This is a genomic window from Bacillus sp. PK5-006, from assembly GCF_054161415.1.
In genome coordinates this window covers 3,193,218-3,210,816 of sequence record NZ_CP096414.1, presented here as the reverse complement: position 1 = coordinate 3,210,816, position 17,599 = coordinate 3,193,218, and the positions used below count along the sequence as shown (strand labels likewise).

The window sequence follows — 17,599 nt, the reverse complement described above, 5'->3', positions numbered from 1 at the left end:
ATTATCATCTTTGATTTACGGGTGAACAGCCGCTTCATGTTCTAATAAGAAATCATGAAAAAACAGCTTTGCTTGCGCATTGAATAATGGTATGATTAGTCTTGGAATGGATCGAAACGGTATCCGTAAGTTTTGTGGAGGTGTATGTTTTTTGTCTGAATCCAGCGCAACAAACGAAATGAAGATTCGACTACCGGAGGCTTTGATGTCTGAAATCGAACGAGTAGCAGAGCAGGATAAGGTAACAAGAAATGAATTGATCTACCGAGCGACAAAAACGTATATTCGTGAACGTAATATTCGACAAAATCGTGAATCGATGAGACGCGGCTACATGGAGATGGCGAAAATTAATCTGAATATCTCTTCAGAGGCACAATACGCAGAATTTGAGGCTGAGAATACAGTTGAGCGATTAGTCAGCGGGGGTTAAACATTTGATTGTTAAACGCGGTGATGTTTACTTTGCTGATTTATCTCCTGTTGTTGGCTCCGAGCAGGGCGGGGTTCGCCCAGTATTGGTGATTCAAAATGACATTGGAAATCGCTTCAGCCCGACTGCTATCGTTGCAGCCATAACAGCCCAAATACAAAAAGCGAAATTACCGACTCACGTCGAAATTGATGCAAAGCGCTACGGCTTTGAGCGAGATTCTGTCATTCTCTTGGAGCAGATTCGTACAATCGATAAACAAAGATTGACAGATAAAATCACACATCTTGATGATGAGATGATGGAGAAGGTTGATGAAGCCTTACAAGTTAGTTTGGCTCTTATTGATTTTTAATATGGTGAGATTTGGTTGCTCTCTTGGGAGCAACTTTTTTTTGTGTTCAATTTTTATTAACGTTATAATGAAGAAAGACTAAAAGAAGTGCTGTTTATGTACGTAGGGGGTAAAACATGTCGAATCATATCGTGTTAGCTTTTGCAAGAGAGCATCGAGAGGAATTACAAAAAGAGTGGACGGACATTTTTAGACGACTCGGAGAAAAAGAAACGGACATGATGCTGAACGACAATATGTATGAAACCATCTGTTCGGAATATGTTCAATTAATCATTACATCTCTTTCAGAAGGGTATGCTGAAGATTTTGAAGAAAAAGTACAAACTTTTGCTTTAAAAATTGTTCAAATGGGTATATCACTTAAGTTACTGGCAAATGGTCTAACAGAAATCCGTTCACATTTATATCAAAAAATGAACGATGACAAAGATACAACAGAAGAAAGTCATGACCTCATCTGGCAAATTGATCGATTCATCACACCTATTCATAACGAGATCTTAAACCAGTATTCCATCTCATGGGAGAAAACAGTCAACCTTCAAAAAATCGCGCTGCAGGAACTTTCTGCCCCGCTGATCCCAGTATTTGAGCACATTACCGTCATGCCGCTTGTTGGAACAATTGACACAGAACGTGCCAAAAAAATTATGGAGAATCTGCTCAACGGTGTCGTCAAACATCGCTCACAAGTCGTCTTAATTGATATTACGGGTGTACCTGTCGTTGACACAATGGTGGCGCATCATATCATTCAAGCATCAGAGGCTGTGAGATTAGTAGGTGCGAAGTGCTTGCTTGTCGGTATTCGTCCAGAAATAGCCCAAACCATTGTGAACCTTGGAATTGATTTATCTCAAGTTACAACAAAGAATACCCTTCAAAAAGGAATTCAAACTGCTTTGGAAATGACAAATCGAAAAATTGTTTCATTGGAGGGATAACCCAGTGAGAAATCACCCGAAGATTCCAATCTTAAAACTATATAACTGTCTTCTGATTTCGATACAGTGGGAGCTTGATGACCAAACAGCTCTCCACTTTCAAGAAGACTTGCTGAATAAAATTCATGAAACAGGAGCAAACGGTGTTGTCATTGACCTCACATCCGTTGACATGATTGATTCCTTTATTGCAAAGGTATTAGGTGATGTGATCACGATGTCCAAGCTCATGGGGGCAAAAGTTGTATTAACAGGAATACAGCCGGCAGTCGCTGTGACGCTGATTGAACTTGGAATATCGCTTGAAGAAATTCAGACAGCACTAGATCTTGAACAAGGGCTTGAGACACTGAAGCGGGAATTGGGGGAATAGATATGAAAGACCAATCCTGTGTAAGAATATTGACGGAATGGGACATAGTCGCAGCAAGACAATTGGGGCGCAATGTTGCAAAAGAACTTGGATTTGGAACAGTTGACCAAGCAAGAATTACGACGGCCATTTCAGAATTAGCTCGAAACATCTATTTATACGCTGGTAAAGGTCAGATTTGTATAGATGAAGTGATGGAGCGCGGAAAGCGTGGACTCAAAGTCATCGCAGCCGATGAGGGGCCAGGTATCATGGATATACGTAAAGTAATGGAAGACGGATTTTCAACATCAGGCGGGCTCGGAGCAGGTCTTCCGGGCGTCAGACGACTGATGGATGAATTTAAATTAGATTCTGCACCAGAACAAGGAACGGAGATACAAGCTGTTAAGTGGCTTCGCTAGGAGGGAAACCATGGATTTTAAGGAGGTAATGGAGCAGCGGTACCATCAGCTGCTCAGTCGTTATATCAGTGATTTAACTGAAACATCGCTTTATCAAGCTCAAAAATTTAGCCGTAAAACCATTGAGCATCAAATACCTCCTGAAGAAATAGTGAGTGTTCACCGAAAAGTGATTCAGGAGCTTTACCCTGATTTGCCGGAAGATGTTTTTCATTCACTAGACTTCTTAATTGAAGTCATGATTGGGTACGGACTTGCCTACCAAGAACATTTAACACTCAGAGGCATCCAGCAAGAAATAAAATCTGAAATCGAAATTGCTGCAAATGTTCAGCAAACCCTTCTGGAAACGAAAATTCCAGAAGGAGATACCTTTGATATTGGTGCGATTAGTGTACCGGCAAAACAGATGAGTGGAGATTATTACCACTTTGTGACGGATCACGATACAATCAATATCGCGATCGCAGATGTCATTGGAAAGGGAATCCCGGCTGCGCTCTGTATGTCGATGATTAAATATGCGATGGATTCCTTGCCAGAGTCAGGGAGCGGCCCAACAAAGGTGCTGAAAACCCTGAATCGTGTAGTCGAGCAAAACGTAGACCCAAGTATGTTTATCACGATGTTCTATGGCAGCTATAATAAAGAAACGCATGAGTTTAAATACGCATCGGCTGGTCATGAGCCGGGCTTTTTCTATTGCAAAAAAGAGAACACATTTTACGATTTAGATGCAAAAGGGCTTGTCCTTGGGATCGCACCAGACTTTGACTACAGACAGTACGAGAAGCATTTGGACGCAGGAGACATGGTGATCTTATTCTCTGATGGGGTCACAGAATCCAAGTCAGAGGATGGTTTCTTAGAGCGGGAGGACATCAAAACACTCATATCTGAGCACCTATCCTACTCAGCTCAAGAAATGGTGGATGCCATCTACGCCAGCTTACTCAAACTGCAGGATTTTCAGCTGCACGATGACTTTACTTTACTTGTTCTCAAAAGAAAGGTTTAGAAAGTGAACATGCGGGTATATAAAACTTTAGGAAACAAGAATTTCGAGGTGAATGCATAATGAATATGTCTGTAAAAGAGCATCAAATAGATCAAAAAACGAAAATCAGTGTCAGCGGAGAAATTGATGTGTACTCCGCTCCTGAGCTAAGAGAAACGCTCATGCCTAAAGCTGAGGCGGGAGAGCATCTTGAAATCTGTCTAAAGGATGTTACGTATATGGATAGTACAGGTTTAGGTGTATTCGTTGGGCTGTTTAAAGCGGCTCAAAAAGCAGGTGGCACATTAAAGCTTGAGAACTTGTCAGAACGGCTTGTAAGGTTGTTTGAAATCACTGGATTAAAGGACATCATTGACATTTCTGCAAAGTCAGAGGGTGGGGTACAATGAACGAATCAGTAGATCTAATCGAGATGAAAATACCGGCGAAACCAGAATATGTAGGCATCATTCGTTTGACTCTGTCAGGCGTAGCGAGCCGGATGGGCTATGCCTATGAAGAGATTGAGGACTTAAAAATTGCCGTCAGTGAGGCCTGTACAAATGCAGTTCAGCATGCCTACAAAGGTGAAGACGGCGAAGATGGAGAGGTGGCTGTTCGCTTTCTTGTCTACGAGGATCGTCTAGAAATCATTGTCGCTGACAAAGGCGGTAGCTTTGACTTTAAGCAAAAACAGGAAGACCTCGGACCGTACACATCTGCTCATACGGTGGATCAATTGGCAGAAGGAGGTCTTGGTTTATACTTAATGCAAACATTGATGGATGAAGTCGAGGTGCAAGCAAACTCCGGAGTTACCGTAGCGATGACAAAGTTTTTAAACAGGGAGCGAGTTGACCATGACACAACCATCCAAAACTATGAAACTAACTAAAGATGAAGTAGACCGCCTCATCCAAAGCTATCAAACCAATCAAGACGAGCAGGCGCAGCTCACGCTGGTCGAATGCTATACAAACTTGGTTGATATGCTGGCGAAAAAATATTCTAAAGGAAAAAGTTTTCATGAGGACCTTAGACAAGTTGGAATGATTGGTTTACTTGGCGCCATTAAACGATACGACCCGCTCGTCGGTAAATCATTTGAAGCCTTTGCCATTCCAACCATCATCGGGGAAATCAAACGCTTTTTACGAGATAAAACATGGAGTGTCCATGTACCAAGGCGGATTAAAGAGCTTGGACCAAGAATTAAAATGGCAGTCGATCATTTGACAACAGAGACACAGAAATCACCTAAAGTCCAAGAAATTGCAGAATACCTAGATGTAACAGAAGAAGAAGTACTTGAAACCATGGAGATGGGCAAAAGCTATCAAGCACTGTCTGTTGACCAAGGCGTAGAGGCTGATTCTGAAGGAAGTACTGTGACGATTTTAGACGTTGTCGGCTCACAGGAAGAGGGCTACGAACGTGTGAACCAAAAATTGATGCTTGAGAGTGTGCTTCATGTGCTGTCGGATAGAGAAAAAGAGATTATCAATCTGACTTACTTGCAAAATAAGAGTCAGAAAGAGACAGGCGATTTACTTGGTATATCCCAAATGCATGTATCGAGACTGCAGCGGAAGGCAGTGAAAAAACTGCGAGATGCATTATCAGAAGATGCGTCTATGGAGCTAGGGTAATGAAGCAGATTGAACAGCATGAGCATGTAAACGCCATTATCTATCAATCGAATAAAGAAGGGAAGTCATGCTGCGGGGACAGTTTTTTTATTAAAGCAGATGATGAAGAACTAATTTGTGCTGTAGCAGACGGATTAGGCAGCGGCCAGTACGCCAATGAATCATCTTCTTTAGTCAGCGAAATTGTCGAAGAATATGGACATGAGGATGTGGCGGCCCTCATCGACAGATGCAATCAGGCTATGAAAAATAAACGCGGGGCCACTGTGGCCATATTAAAGGTGAATTTTTCCCAGCAGCAATTTACCTATTGTTCGGTTGGTAATATTCGGTTTATCTTGAATGCACCTTCTGGCGATTATATTTATCCATTTCCGACATCAGGATACTTATCAGGGAAACCTAGAAAATATAAAACATACACCTATTCCTACGAAAAAGGATCGATATTCATTATGTATTCAGACGGACTGAATGTGCCAAACATGCGCATGTGTTTAAAGCATGGACATTCAGTTGAAGACATCGCCAAACAGCTTGAAACATACACACAAGACAAAAAGGACGATCTCACCTATGTACTTGGTCAGCTTACGTAAAATAGCTGACCTTTTTTCTGTTTTGCCGGTTTTTTTGATACACTAAAAGAGAAGACACAGTGAGAGGATGCAAAGTATGAAGACATCTGACTTTTTATTGAAACAAATTGCGACAGAATTAAAGCTTTCAACAAAACAAATTGAAAGTGTGATCAAGCTTTTAGAGGATGGCAACACCGTCCCGTTTATTGCCCGTTATCGGAAAGAGCAGACAGGCTCACTGGATGAGGTGCAAATTCAAACCATTTCAGAGCGCTATACATATATCCAAAATGTCACGAACCGAAAAGAAGAAGTCATTCGCTTAATTGCTGAACAAGACAAACTGACCGATGAATTAAAACAGAAAATTGAACAAGCTCATAAACTGCAAGAGGTCGAAGATTTATACCGGCCATTCAAACAAAAGCGCAAAACAAAGGCGAATGTAGCCAAAGCAAAAGGGCTGGAGCCGCTGGCGGAATATTTACTCACGCTGCCAAGCGATCAGATCGAGAAGAAAGCAGCTGCTTTTATTAACGAAGAAAAAGAAGTGACAAATGTAGAAGAGGCACTTGAAGGTGCGCAGCACATCATTGCTGAACAGCTGGCAGATGATCCTGATATGCGAAAATGGATTCGCAGTGAAACGTACCAAAAGGGCAGTCTGGTCACATCAGGAAAAGACGTCGAAAGCGATGAGAAAAACGTCTATGAAATGTATTACGATTATCAAGAGCCAATCAAAAAGATTGTTCCGCACCGTGTACTAGCGGTCAACCGCGGGGAGAAAGAGGGCATTTTAAAGGCAGCCATCGAACCACCTGCTGAAAATATTCGCTTCTATCTCGACAAACAAGTTCTAAAAGGCAAACAGACGACGGCGAGACCGTTTATTGAAGCGGCAATCGATGATGCGTATAAACGCCTCATTCAGCCTTCCATCGAGCGAGAAATACGAAAAGAGCTGACAGAAAAAGCAGAGGAACAAGCGATTCATATTTTTGCTGAAAACTTAAGAAAACTGCTGCTTCAGCCGCCGATGAAAGGGAAGCGTGTACTTGGAGTCGACCCCGCATTTCGGACAGGCTGCAAATTAGCCGTCGTGGATGATACGGGAAAAGTTCATCATATTGGCGTTATTTACCCGCATCCGCCCGTGCAGAAAAAAGCGGAAGCGAAACAAAAAGTCAAAGAGATCATTCAATCATCAAACATCGAAGTGATTGCGATTGGAAACGGAACAGCCTCAAGAGAGACAGAACAATTCATTGCAGACTTGATTCAAGAGCTGGATCAGCCGGTGTCCTATTTGATCGTGAATGAAGCTGGAGCAAGTGTTTACTCCGCATCAGCGCTGGCGCGAGAAGAGTTTCCAGATCTGCAAGTCGAAGAGCGAAGCGCCATCTCAATTGCTAGAAGATTACAAGATCCTTTAGCAGAGCTCGTGAAAATTGATCCGAAGTCTGTCGGTGTGGGCCAATACCAGCATGATGTCAGCCAGAAGCAATTAAACAGCTCGTTAACCTTTGTGGTAGAAACAGTCGTCAACCAAGTCGGTGTGAACGTCAATACAGCTTCACAGGCGCTGCTGCAATATGTATCAGGCCTTTCAAAAGCCGTCGCAGGGAATATCATCAAGCGCCGCGAAGAGATTGGGAGATTCACAAGCAGAAAAGAATTGAAGGATATCCCAAGGCTCGGTGCTAAGACATATGAGCAGTGTATCGGTTTCCTTCGCATTACAGATGGACAAGACCCGCTTGATCGTACAGGTATTCACCCTGAGAGCTATAAAGAAACAAAACAGTTTTTACGCATGATCAACATGACGCCAGACGATCTTGGCACAGAGCAGTTAAAAGAGAAAATTGCTGAAGTGAAACTGGACGAAGCAGCCCAGCAGCTGGACATTGGGACAATTACACTTCAAGATATCATTGATCAGCTGACAAGACCTGAGCGTGATCCGCGGGATGAAGTGCCAAAACCGCTGCTCAAAACAGATGTGTTGAAATTGGAAGACTTGAAGCAAGGAATGGAGCTGCAAGGAACGGTGAGAAACGTCGTAGACTTCGGCGCATTCGTTGATATTGGCGTAAAGCAGGATGGGCTTGTGCATATTTCCAAACTAAGCAATCGTTTTGTGAAGCATCCGCTTGACGTTGTATCAGTTGGTGACATTGTGACCGTATGGGTGGACTCCGTTGACCAGGCAAAAGGCCGCGTTGCCCTCTCCATGCTGAAACCAGAGTAACAAAAAAACGAGGCGCACCTTAGGATGGGGTGTGCCTTGATGTGACTGAATGTTTTTTTCTATAGAAGTACCAGCATTGATTTAGCAATTTGATTTGATAATGATTTTTCTCATAAAATGCCTTCTGCATCTGATTTTTCAGCCAGTTGGGCATCGCCCATTCCTCCTTTGATCGAAACAGTGGATGTACCTTCAATGTATGCATAGGGGAAATTGTCCCGTTCGAGGTTTTTATAGAAAGGAACGATCTTGATTGAACGAGAGAGAGTTACAGCAGTTAACAGAGCACATTTCCCAGCAGTTCTTTGGCAAGGCATTCCGCCATCAGGCTGTTTTTAATGACCGTCTAAAAACGACAGGCGGGCGATATTTACTTGGTACACACAACATCGAACTGAACCGCCGATACCTAGAGGAGCATGGACGAGAAGAATTAATCGGGATCATCAAGCATGAGCTGTGTCATTATCATCTGCACCTTGAGGGAAAGGGCTATCAGCATCGCGACCGTGATTTTAAATCCTTATTAAAAAAAGTAGGAGCCCCGCGTTTTTGTACACCGCTAAAAACCGTACAAAATAAGCGCCGTGCGGAGAAACGCCATGAATATATTTGCACAGGATGCGGCCGGTCTTTTATAAGGAAAAGACGGTTTGATACCTCTCGTTATGTATGCGGCGTCTGCAAAGGGAAATTAAAGTGGCTGCGCACAACCGATTCATTGTGACAAGCATTCCTCTATGGGGATGCTTTTTTTGTTTCTATAGATGTGTGGACATATTGAGACAAAAAGAGACGCATGTCTCATTTTGTCTCTTTTTTCATCGGTATGATTCGTTCAAAACCTAAGTGTTCATGCGTCGTCATGTTGGCACGATTTTTGCTTGTATAGAAGTGCAAGCAAAAAAGATAGGAGGTTTTATCAAATGGAAATGGCATTGACTAAAGAAAAAGCCGTATGGATGTATCAAAAAATGCAGGAAATCCGCCAATTTGAAGACCGGGTGCACACGCTTTTTACAAAAGGAATCTTGCCGGGGTTTGTCCATCTTTATGCTGGCGAAGAAGCTGTTGCCGTAGGAGTCTGTGCTCATCTGAATGAAAAAGACAGTATTACAAGTACACACCGGGGCCACGGCCATTGTATAGCGAAGGGCTGTGATCTAAAAGGAATGATGGCAGAAATCTATGGGAAAGCAACAGGTCTCTGTAAAGGCAAAGGCGGATCCATGCACATTGCAGATTTTGATAAAGGAATGCTTGGTGCCAACGGAATTGTTGGAGGAGGCTTTCCTCTTGCGTGCGGGGCAGCCCTCACAGCTAAATATAAAAAGACAGAAAATGTAAGCGTTTGCTTTTTTGGGGATGGTGCAAACAATCAAGGGACTTTCCACGAAGGAATCAATCTCGCGGCCATCTGGAAACTGCCCGTTATTTTCATCGCAGAAAACAATGGGTACGGGGAAGCGACACCATTTTCCTATGCTTCAAGCTGTAAATCAATCGTAGATCGAGCCGCCGGTTATGACATTCCTGGGATTCAAGTAGATGGAAAAGATGTGATGGCCGTTTATCAAGCTGCAGAGCAAGCAATTGAACGAGCAAAAAATGGAGAAGGTCCGACATTGATTGAATGCATGACATATCGAAATTATGGCCATTTCGAAGGAGACGCCCAGCGTTACAAAACCAATCAAGAAAAAGCAGAACACCAAGAAGAGAGAGATGCGATCGCTCTTTTTAAAAATGAATTGATCAAGCAGCAGCTGCTGACGAATGGGGAGCTATCAAATATTGAAGCGGCTGTAGCAGAAGCGATAGATGAAGCCGTTACATTCAGTGAAGAAAGTGAATATCCAGATCAGACCGAATTATTGACCGACGTGTATGTTTCGTATCAATAAATCAAAGGGGGAGAGGAAAATGACAAGAGAAATCAGCATGTCTAGTGCATTAAATGAAGCGATTAAACTTGCCATGAGAAGAGACGAGGATGTCATTTTAATGGGGGAAGATGTGGCTGGAGGTGCTCATGTCGATCACTTACAAGATGATGAAGCATGGGGCGGTGTGCTTGGTGTAACGAAAGGAATCGTTCAGGAGTTTGGGCGTGAGCGAGTTCTTGACACACCGATTAGTGAAGCTGGCTATGTAGGTGCGGCCATGGCAGCAGCTTCCACAGGGCTAAGACCAATTGCAGAACTCATGTTTAATGATTTTATCGGCACCTGTCTGGATCAAGTGCTGAATCAAGGAGCAAAATTCCGATATATGTTTGGCGGAAAAGCAGAGGTACCGATCACGATCAGAACGACACATGGGGCGGGTTTTAGAGCAGCTGCTCAGCATTCGCAAAGCTTGTATGCGCTATTTACAAGCATCCCTGGATTGAAAGTAGTGGTGCCTTCTTCACCATACGATGCCAAAGGATTGCTGCTGGCAGCCATCGAGGATCAGGACCCTGTCATCTTTTTTGAAGACAAAACGCTTTACAATATCACAGGAGATGTTCCAGAGCGATACTACACGCTGCCGCTTGGCAAAGCAGATGTGAAAAGAGAAGGCTCAGATGTGACCATTTTTGCAGTAGGCAAACAAGTTCATACAGCACTCGAAGCGGCCGAGCAATTAGCTGCCCAAGGAATTGAAGCAGAGGTGATTGATCCAAGAAGCTTGTCACCGCTCGATGAAGAGGCCATTCTAACTTCAGTAGAAAAAACAAATCGGCTTGTCATTGTAGATGAAGCAAATCCGAGGTGCGGAATTGCCGCAGATATTTCTTCTCTGGTTGCGGATAAAGGGTTCGATTTACTTGACGCTCCAATCAAAAAAGTGACGGCTCCTCATACACCGGTTCCGTTTTCACCACCGCTTGAAGATATCTATTTGCCGACACCTGAAAAGGTTGTGAACACCGTATTAGAGATGGTTGGAAAGAGTCATGACAAGATCTTGAACTAAAGAAAGGAGAGAGGGAGATGGCTGTCGAGGTTGTGATGCCGAAATTGGGCATGTCAATGAAAGAAGGAACGGTATCTGTCTGGAATAAAGAGGTCGGAGAAACTGTAAATAAAGGGGAAAGCATTGCAAGCATCAACTCTGAAAAAATTGAAATGGAGATCGAATCACCTGCTGAAGGAACCATATTGGATATAAAAGTGCCTGAGGGAGAAGGTGTTCCGCCTGGCACGGTCATCTGCTATATCGGTGAAGGAAATGAACAGATCGAGGAAAAGAAGGAAAAAGACCTGACGCCAAAACAAAAGAAAGAGAGAAAGAAAATCTCCCCTGTGGCACGTAAGATTGCTCAAAGCGCTAATCTGGACATTCATACTTTAGTGGGAACAGGTCCAGATGGGAGAATCACGAAAGCGGATGTGCTTCGGGCACTTCCTGATGAAAAAGAAAAACAACACAATGAACCAACAAAGCCTCAGCCAGTCAGCATGATGCGGAAAACCATTGCCTCGCGAATGATGGAGAGCCTGCAAACAAGTGCACAATTAACAATAACGATGAAAGCGGATGTGACAAAGCTGACAGCATTACAGTCTGAGTTGAACGAAACAGCCGCAGCACGACACGATATAAAATTAACTATGACCGATTTTGTAGCCAAAGCAGTGGTTCTTTCCCTGCTAGAGCATCCTGCAATGAACAGTCAATATCAGAATGATAGAGTCGAAACTTTTGAGTATGTTCATCTTGGAATCGCTGCTGCTTTAGATCACGGTCTGGCAGTGCCTGTTATTCAGCACGCGGAAAAACTTTCACTTATTGAGCTGGCGAAGAGCATCAAATCGTATGGCAAAAAAGCACGTGAAGGCAGACTTCTCCACGATGAAATTGAAGGCTCTACCTTTACAATCACTAACCTAGGCGCCTATGGTGTGGAACATTTTACACCGATTTTGAATCCGCCGGAAGCAGGTATTCTTGGCGTTGGCAAAGCGGATCACATGCCTGTATATCATGGGAATGAATTATGTAAAGGGACGATCCTGCCACTCAGTCTGACATTTGACCATCGCGTGCTGGACGGGGCGCCGGCATCACAATTTTTATCAACTGTTAAAGCGTATTTAGAAAATCCAGTATCCATTCTTTTATAGGAAGAAGGTGAAATGAATGACGCTTGTCATTATAGGAGGCGGGCCAGCAGGATATGTGGCGGCAATAACAGCCGCCCGTTTTGAAAGAGAGGTTGTACTAATCGACCAAGGCCTGTTAGGAGGTACCTGCCTGAATGAAGGCTGTATTCCAACGAAAGCACTTTTGCAAAGCGCTGATATGTACGAGCATGTGAAATCAGCTGGACATTTTGGAATTGAGCTTCCAGGGAAGGAGCCTGTCATTCATTGGGATGCCGTTCAAAGGCGGAAGCGGTCAGTCGTCAAGCAGCTGACTGATGGCGTTCGTTATTTGATGAATAAAAACAAAATCAGCGTGTTAAATGGGAAGGCATCATTTCTTTCAGCACATGAGCTATTGATAGAAAGTGAAGGGAAATCTGAAATCATTCAGGCAAAACAAATCATTATTGCTTCAGGATCAGAACCTGCTGCTTTACCTTTCGCCCCATTTGACAGAGAGTGGATCATTGATAGTAAGGATGCGATGACGCTCCCTTCAATACCAGATTCGCTTTGTATCATTGGTGGAGGGGTGATCGGCTGTGAGTTTGCAAGCATCTTTAGCCGAATGGGATCAAAGGTTGTCATGGTGGAACAGGCAGCACACATTTTACCTGAAGAAGATCACGATACGGCTAAATGTCTTCACGATCAGCTTCAAAAAGCAGGTGTGGAGATTTTGACATCAACCGCAGTCAAACAGCTTGATGCAATTTCAAAAAAAGTGGTCATTGAGAAGGATCATGGGGAGTGCTGTGACATCCAGTCTGATCATTGTTTAGTCGCCATTGGCAGAAAGCCGAGGCTGGGAGAGCTGAATCTTGAGCAGATCGGCATTGAATTTGATAGGAACGGCATCTGCGTGAATGAGCATATGCAAACCAATCTTCCGCATATCTATGCGTGCGGTGATGTGACAGGCGGCGTTCAGCTTGCTCATGCTGCTTTTCATGAAGGAACGATTGCGGCATCACATGCATCAGGTGAAGATGTAAAGGTCAATGAACAAGTGATTCCAAGGTGCATCTACACGTCTCCAGAAATCGCGAGTGTCGGTTTAAATGAAGAGAGTGCTAGAAAACAATATGGGGAGATTCGGATAGGGAAATTCGCTTTTTCTTCTAATGGAAAAGCACTCATTTTAAATCAGCCAGCTGGTCAAGTAAAGGTCATTGTTGAACCGCAATATCAAGAAATTTTAGGTGTATCCATTATCGGGCCGAATGCAACAGAATTGATTGGACAAGCGGCGGTGATGATGCATACAGAGTTGACAGCTGATACATTAGAGCAGTTTATTGCGGCACATCCGACACTCTCTGAGGCGATACACGAAGCCTTGCTGCAAACAAATGGGCGAGCGGTGCACTGCTGATAGAGAAACTTTCTATCCGAATGACTTCCTGGGTCAGCCAATAATTGAAAGCGCTTTTATAATTATCTATAATGGATAAAAAGCCCCCAGAGGAGAGGATGGAATGAATCCGACGCCTTGTTATTTAAATACTTGGAAACGTTTTGTTCATGAAGGTTTGCTTGATAGGTCTCGTCTGGATAAGAGAGTGATGGAGTCATGGCACAGATGTAAACAGGCAAATGTGAATCCGTATTTAGATAAAGGACAGTCGTTGTTAGAAAAGGAATTATTCAGTGTTCAAAAAAAGAAGTACTCACTATTCCTAAATGCAGCTCTTCCTTACTTAAATAAAATCAGTCAGCAATTAAAAGAATCTGACATGATGGCATTACTTATCGATGCAGATGGTTATGTGCTAAGTCTGACAGGAAGTCAAAGGACGCTGGTCGAAGCGAAAAAAATAAATTTTATGGAGGGCGCGCGCTGGACCGAAGCCGATGTGGGAACGAATGCTATTGGAACGGCACTGGTCATTGGGGAAGCCGTAGCCATCAACGGAACTGAGCATTTTTCAGTCGCTTCCCACCATTGGAGCTGTTCAGCGGCCCCTATTCGTGATGCAGACGGCACGATCATAGGAGTCATTGATATCTCCTGTATGGCGGATCAAAATCATCCTTTTATGCTTGGAATAGCTTCAACAGTTGCATATGCCATAGAGAGAGAAATTCAGGTCCAGCAAAAAAGGAAAGAGATGGAGCTGATCAGTCATTGTCTCCAGCAGGTAGAAGCGGACGAACCATATGTTGTCTGTAATGAGAAAAAGCAGATTGTTTTGGCAAGTAAGCCGATTAGAGACCGATTTTCAGACTGGTACGGAATGGATGTTGAGCTGCTCATGGACGATACATTTGTTACACGGGACAAGCAGATTATTCAGTCAGAACAAGACGGAAAGCTGCTTGGGATGTCTTTTTCTCTTGAAGAAGCAGCGAAGAGTAATATAACCGTTTCTTTTTCTCAATTTCCCGGGGAATCTGGAACAAGTGCGGTATTTCAGCAGACGCTCAGCGAATTGAAACGAGCGGCACAAACAGATGCAAATGTCTATATTTGGGGAGAAACAGGTACAGGAAAAGAACTGGCCGCTCGAGCGATTCACTTAGCTAGTGAAAGACATAAAGGACCGTTTATTGCCGTGAATTGTGGAGCCATACCTGAAAGCCTGTTAGAAAGCGAACTATTTGGTTATGCTGAAGGGGCTTTTACAGGGGCAAAACGTCATGGAGCAAAGGGGAAATTTGAACAGGCGCATAAAGGAACGCTCTTTTTAGACGAAATTGGCGAAATCCCTTATGCGATGCAAGTGGCGCTTCTTAGGGTCATTGAAGAAAGGAAAGTCGTACCGCTCGGCGGGACACACGAAATCCCTTTGGATATTAGAATCATTACAGCGACACACCGGAATATGAACGAACTGCTGAGGGAAGGTAAAATACGAGAAGATTTGTATTACCGTCTTCATGTCTATCCAATCAACATCCCGCCGCTTAGGGAAAGAAAAGAAGACATTGTTGCTTTATATCGTTATTACCAAAAGAAACACCAATGGAATGCGACATTTCCTGAATCTTTTTTTCGTAAGCTGGAAGCGTACCATTGGCCTGGAAACATACGAGAGCTTTTTAATCTGTTTGAACATATAAGGGTTCTGTTTCCTAAAGGAGGATGGATTGGTGAATCGCAATATACGGCGGTATTAGAGACGATGGATCAGAAAAAGCAGAAGCTGCCTCCAGTAGAATGTACCGAGATTCCAAAAGAGCTCACGTTTAGGGAACGCATTCAAAAGCAAACAGTGATAGAAGCACTGCACAAAACAAAAGGTCATGTGTCAGAAGCAGCGAGGTCAGCAGGGGTGCCAAGAAGCACCTTTTATAAGTGGATGCGAAAGTATAAGCTGTCATGAACCTATAGGGAGCGCAGCAGCAAGGAGACCTTGGTCTTTCAGTTAGAGGTCGGGGTCTTTCTGTCATGTCTAAACAGAAAACAAAAAGGAAGGAAGAAAGGCTTGACTGTTATATTAGTATATGTTAAATTATAAAAGCCGTCGCTAATGAGACAGGAATGAAACACTTAAAAATTCTTGACACATTTTTCTGGCATAGATATAATGAAACATGTCTTATTATTCCGCAGTAGCTCAGTGGTAGAGCTATCGGCTGTTAACCGATCGGTCGTAGGTTCGAGTCCTACCTGCGGAGCCATAATGGAGAAGTACTCAAGTGGCTGAAGAGGCGCCCCTGCTAAGGGTGTAGGTCGCGTAAGCGGCGCGAGGGTTCAAATCCCTCCTTCTCCGCCATTATTGTATGGCCCGTTGGTCAAGCGGTTAAGACACCGCCCTTTCACGGCGGTAACACGGGTTCGAATCCCGTACGGGTCATGTTTTGTTTTTTGATTCGTTGGGCTATAGCCAAGCGGTAAGGCAACGGACTTTGACTCCGTCATGCGTTGGTTCGAATCCAGCTAGCCCAGCCATTTTTTATATATGTTTTTCTGCATAGCAGATGAGCCATTAGCTCAGTTGGTAGAGCATCTGACTTTTAATCAGAGGGTCGAAGGTTCGAGTCCTTCATGGCTCACCATTGTCACGCGGGTGTGGCGGAATTGGCAGACGCGCTAGACTTAGGATCTAGTGTCTTTATGACGTGGGGGTTCAAGTCCCTTCACCCGCATTGTTTTTTCAAACAGTGCACTTATGAATATATGAGCACATCATACACGCGGTCGTGGCGGAATGGCAGACGCGCTAGGTTGAGGGCCTAGTGGGTGAATAACCCGTGGAGGTTCAAGTCCTCTCGGCCGCATCAATGATACCAAGGGTTTATAGACCTTTGGTATTTTTATTTATTTATAGTATTTCACGTAAATGCCCAAAACGTGCCCACTTACTTTATCTAAGTGGGCATATTTTGTTTGAATTTGATATTTTTAAATAATGTCATCTAATTTATCAGCCATGGATTTTTGTTTGTTTGGAAATAAGTGTCCATATACATCTATTGTTGTTCTTATAGATGCATGCCCTAATCGTTCTTTGATTGTGTGATATTCCTCTCCTTGATCAATGAGTAGTGCAACATGTGAATGTCTTAAATCGTGTAATCTGATTACTTTTAAATTCTCATCTTCTTGACAGAAATATTTAATTTTTCGTGAGAAAATATCTTTTCTAGATGGTGTATCTTTATATTGAAAAATGAATGTTTCGTCTGAATGAGAAATACCTAGATCATCAAAAAGCTTTTCTTGTTCTTGTCTCCATTGATCTAATAAATCTAAAAGTTTCTTGTTTATGCTTATTCGCCTTATAGAGGTTTTTGTTTTGGGTTCAATTAAAACATGTTCTCCATTGATAAATGTTGAGGCTTTGTTGACATCTATCTCTTTTTTATATCTGTCAATATCTATCCATGTAAGACCCAACAACTCTCCACACCTCATTCCAGTTAAATAAGCTGTTGTATAGAATGTTTTGAATAGTAATTGATCTCCAGGGATTAGGCTAAGAAAATCTTTAAACTCTTGTGGAGTCCAAAATTTCATTTTTTTATGTTCTTTGGGTAATCTTTTTATATTGTCGCAAGGATTAGATGTCAAAGCCTCTTCTAAAATTCCAACGTTGAAGATTTGATTTAATATGGTCATGATATTGTTAATTGTTTTATTACTTAATTTTTTTTCTTTTTCTGTTTTAGATTGAAGGTGTTTTCTAAAGTTTAGTATGTCTTTTTTTCTTATTCTTTGTAGAATGCTTTTTTTAAAGTAAGGAAGAATATGCTTTTTTATAGAGTACATCATATTTTCGGGATAAGTTCCTTTGTGTGCAGCCTCACTATATTCATAAAACAGATTCAATAAATCGCAGAATTCCATTTTTTCTTTCTGAACAAAATGATCTTTTTCGTACTCGCTTTTGATTCTTACTTCTAAATCTTCAGCTTCTTTTTCTGTCAAAACTTTACGTCTTGTTCGAATTCTCTCACCAGTAATAGGGTCAATACCAAGACTTACATCTACAAGCCACTGACCATTATCGAGTTCTTTAATCAATAA

General features: G+C 42.8%; 19 protein-coding genes and 7 tRNA genes. 24 read left to right on the top strand and 2 right to left on the bottom strand.

Going from position 1 to position 17,599, the window contains the following annotated elements; translation table 11 throughout:
* Nucleotides 1–151: 151 nt before the first annotated feature.
* From M1D84_RS16575 to M1D84_RS16525, 11 genes are all read left to right on the top strand, one after another.
* Nucleotides 152–433: a hypothetical protein gene (locus M1D84_RS16575; protein WP_003214273.1), complete on the top strand. Its 282-nt coding sequence runs from the start codon at nt 152–154 to the stop codon at nt 431–433.
* Between the two features lie 4 nt (nt 434–437).
* Complete coding sequence (ndoA, locus tag M1D84_RS16570; protein WP_024425388.1) at nt 438–788, top strand: type II toxin-antitoxin system endoribonuclease NdoA; 351 nt, start codon at nt 438–440, stop codon at nt 786–788.
* Nucleotides 789–904: 116 nt separating this feature from the next.
* Entirely contained in the window at nt 905–1,735 is an 831-nt protein-coding gene (locus M1D84_RS16565) for an RsbT co-antagonist protein RsbRA (RefSeq protein ID WP_098677664.1), read from the top strand.
* Nucleotides 1,736–1,739: 4 nt separating this feature from the next.
* The gene (rsbS, locus tag M1D84_RS16560; RefSeq protein WP_003214235.1) at nt 1,740–2,108 is read left to right on the top strand and encodes an RsbT antagonist protein RsbS; all 369 of its coding nucleotides are present in this window, start codon (nt 1,740–1,742) and stop codon (nt 2,106–2,108) included.
* Nucleotides 2,109–2,110: 2 nt separating this feature from the next.
* Complete coding sequence (locus M1D84_RS16555) at nt 2,111–2,512, top strand: anti-sigma regulatory factor (RefSeq protein ID WP_024425390.1); 402 nt, start codon at nt 2,111–2,113, stop codon at nt 2,510–2,512.
* Between the two features lie 10 nt (nt 2,513–2,522).
* Nucleotides 2,523–3,530, top strand: coding sequence for a PP2C family protein-serine/threonine phosphatase (locus M1D84_RS16550; protein ID WP_024425391.1), 1,008 nt, complete (start codon nt 2,523–2,525; stop codon nt 3,528–3,530).
* Nucleotides 3,531–3,589: 59 nt separating this feature from the next.
* Nucleotides 3,590–3,919 (top strand): anti-sigma factor antagonist, encoded by a 330-nt coding sequence (locus M1D84_RS16545; protein WP_024425392.1) that lies wholly within the window; start codon nt 3,590–3,592, stop codon nt 3,917–3,919.
* Entirely contained in the window at nt 3,916–4,404 is a 489-nt protein-coding gene (gene rsbW, locus M1D84_RS16540; protein ID WP_024425393.1) for an anti-sigma B factor RsbW, read from the top strand. Before M1D84_RS16545 ends, rsbW begins: the two co-directional genes overlap by 4 nt.
* A complete protein-coding gene (gene sigB / locus M1D84_RS16535; RefSeq protein ID WP_024425394.1) occupies nt 4,370–5,158 on the top strand; it encodes an RNA polymerase sigma factor SigB in 789 nt (262 codons plus the stop codon). Before rsbW ends, sigB begins: the two co-directional genes overlap by 35 nt.
* A complete protein-coding gene (locus M1D84_RS16530) occupies nt 5,158–5,757 on the top strand; it encodes a PP2C family serine/threonine-protein phosphatase (RefSeq protein ID WP_024425395.1) in 600 nt (199 codons plus the stop codon). Before sigB ends, M1D84_RS16530 begins: the two co-directional genes overlap by 1 nt.
* A gap of 76 nt (nt 5,758–5,833) precedes the next feature.
* Nucleotides 5,834–7,993 carry a Tex family protein gene (locus M1D84_RS16525; protein WP_041116761.1) on the top strand — a complete coding sequence of 720 codons (2,160 nt, stop codon included), beginning with the start codon at nt 5,834–5,836 and terminating at the stop codon, nt 7,991–7,993.
* Nucleotides 7,994–8,012: 19 nt separating this feature from the next.
* On the opposite strand, the gene cmpA is transcribed toward M1D84_RS16525, so the two are convergent.
* Entirely contained in the window at nt 8,013–8,147 is a 135-nt protein-coding gene (gene cmpA / locus M1D84_RS16520) for a cortex morphogenetic protein CmpA (RefSeq protein WP_008346893.1), read from the bottom strand.
* Nucleotides 8,148–8,246: 99 nt separating this feature from the next.
* Here cmpA and M1D84_RS16515 point away from each other — a divergent pair, with 99 nt between their 5' ends.
* The 13 genes from M1D84_RS16515 to M1D84_RS16455 all read left to right on the top strand — a co-directional run bounded on the left by M1D84_RS16515 (nt 8,247) and on the right by M1D84_RS16455 (nt 16,350).
* Complete coding sequence (locus M1D84_RS16515; RefSeq protein ID WP_044334710.1) at nt 8,247–8,720, top strand: SprT family protein; 474 nt, start codon at nt 8,247–8,249, stop codon at nt 8,718–8,720.
* 199 nt (nt 8,721–8,919) lie between these two features.
* On the top strand, nt 8,920–9,897 hold the full coding sequence (locus M1D84_RS16510; protein ID WP_034622611.1) for a thiamine pyrophosphate-dependent dehydrogenase E1 component subunit alpha: 978 nt from the start codon (nt 8,920–8,922) through the stop codon (nt 9,895–9,897).
* A 19-nt stretch (nt 9,898–9,916) separates the two neighbouring features.
* Complete coding sequence (locus M1D84_RS16505; protein ID WP_034622614.1) at nt 9,917–10,954, top strand: alpha-ketoacid dehydrogenase subunit beta; 1,038 nt, start codon at nt 9,917–9,919, stop codon at nt 10,952–10,954.
* Nucleotides 10,955–10,971: 17 nt separating this feature from the next.
* Nucleotides 10,972–12,105 (top strand): dihydrolipoamide acetyltransferase family protein, encoded by a 1,134-nt coding sequence (locus M1D84_RS16500; RefSeq protein WP_034622617.1) that lies wholly within the window; start codon nt 10,972–10,974, stop codon nt 12,103–12,105.
* 16 nt (nt 12,106–12,121) lie between these two features.
* On the top strand, nt 12,122–13,501 hold the full coding sequence (lpdA, locus tag M1D84_RS16495; RefSeq protein ID WP_458106334.1) for a dihydrolipoyl dehydrogenase: 1,380 nt from the start codon (nt 12,122–12,124) through the stop codon (nt 13,499–13,501).
* Between the two features lie 103 nt (nt 13,502–13,604).
* Nucleotides 13,605–15,452 carry a sigma-54-dependent Fis family transcriptional regulator gene (locus M1D84_RS16490; RefSeq protein WP_458106333.1) on the top strand — a complete coding sequence of 616 codons (1,848 nt, stop codon included), beginning with the start codon at nt 13,605–13,607 and terminating at the stop codon, nt 15,450–15,452.
* 223 nt (nt 15,453–15,675) lie between these two features.
* Nucleotides 15,676–15,750, top strand: a tRNA-Asn gene (locus M1D84_RS16485).
* A 4-nt stretch (nt 15,751–15,754) separates the two neighbouring features.
* Nucleotides 15,755–15,845: transfer RNA gene (locus M1D84_RS16480), tRNA-Ser, on the top strand.
* Nucleotides 15,846–15,854: 9 nt separating this feature from the next.
* A tRNA-Glu gene (locus M1D84_RS16475) sits at nt 15,855–15,926 on the top strand.
* 20 nt (nt 15,927–15,946) lie between these two features.
* Nucleotides 15,947–16,021 (top strand) — tRNA-Gln (locus tag M1D84_RS16470).
* 31 nt (nt 16,022–16,052) lie between these two features.
* Nucleotides 16,053–16,128 (top strand) — tRNA-Lys (locus tag M1D84_RS16465).
* A 7-nt stretch (nt 16,129–16,135) separates the two neighbouring features.
* Nucleotides 16,136–16,218: transfer RNA gene (locus M1D84_RS16460), tRNA-Leu, on the top strand.
* A 48-nt stretch (nt 16,219–16,266) separates the two neighbouring features.
* Nucleotides 16,267–16,350 (top strand) — tRNA-Leu (locus M1D84_RS16455).
* Nucleotides 16,351–16,474: 124 nt separating this feature from the next.
* Here M1D84_RS16455 and M1D84_RS16450 read toward each other — a convergent pair.
* Entirely contained in the window at nt 16,475–17,596 is a 1,122-nt protein-coding gene (locus M1D84_RS16450; RefSeq protein WP_268414721.1) for a tyrosine-type recombinase/integrase, read from the bottom strand.
* Nucleotides 17,597–17,599: the final 3 nt, after the last annotated feature.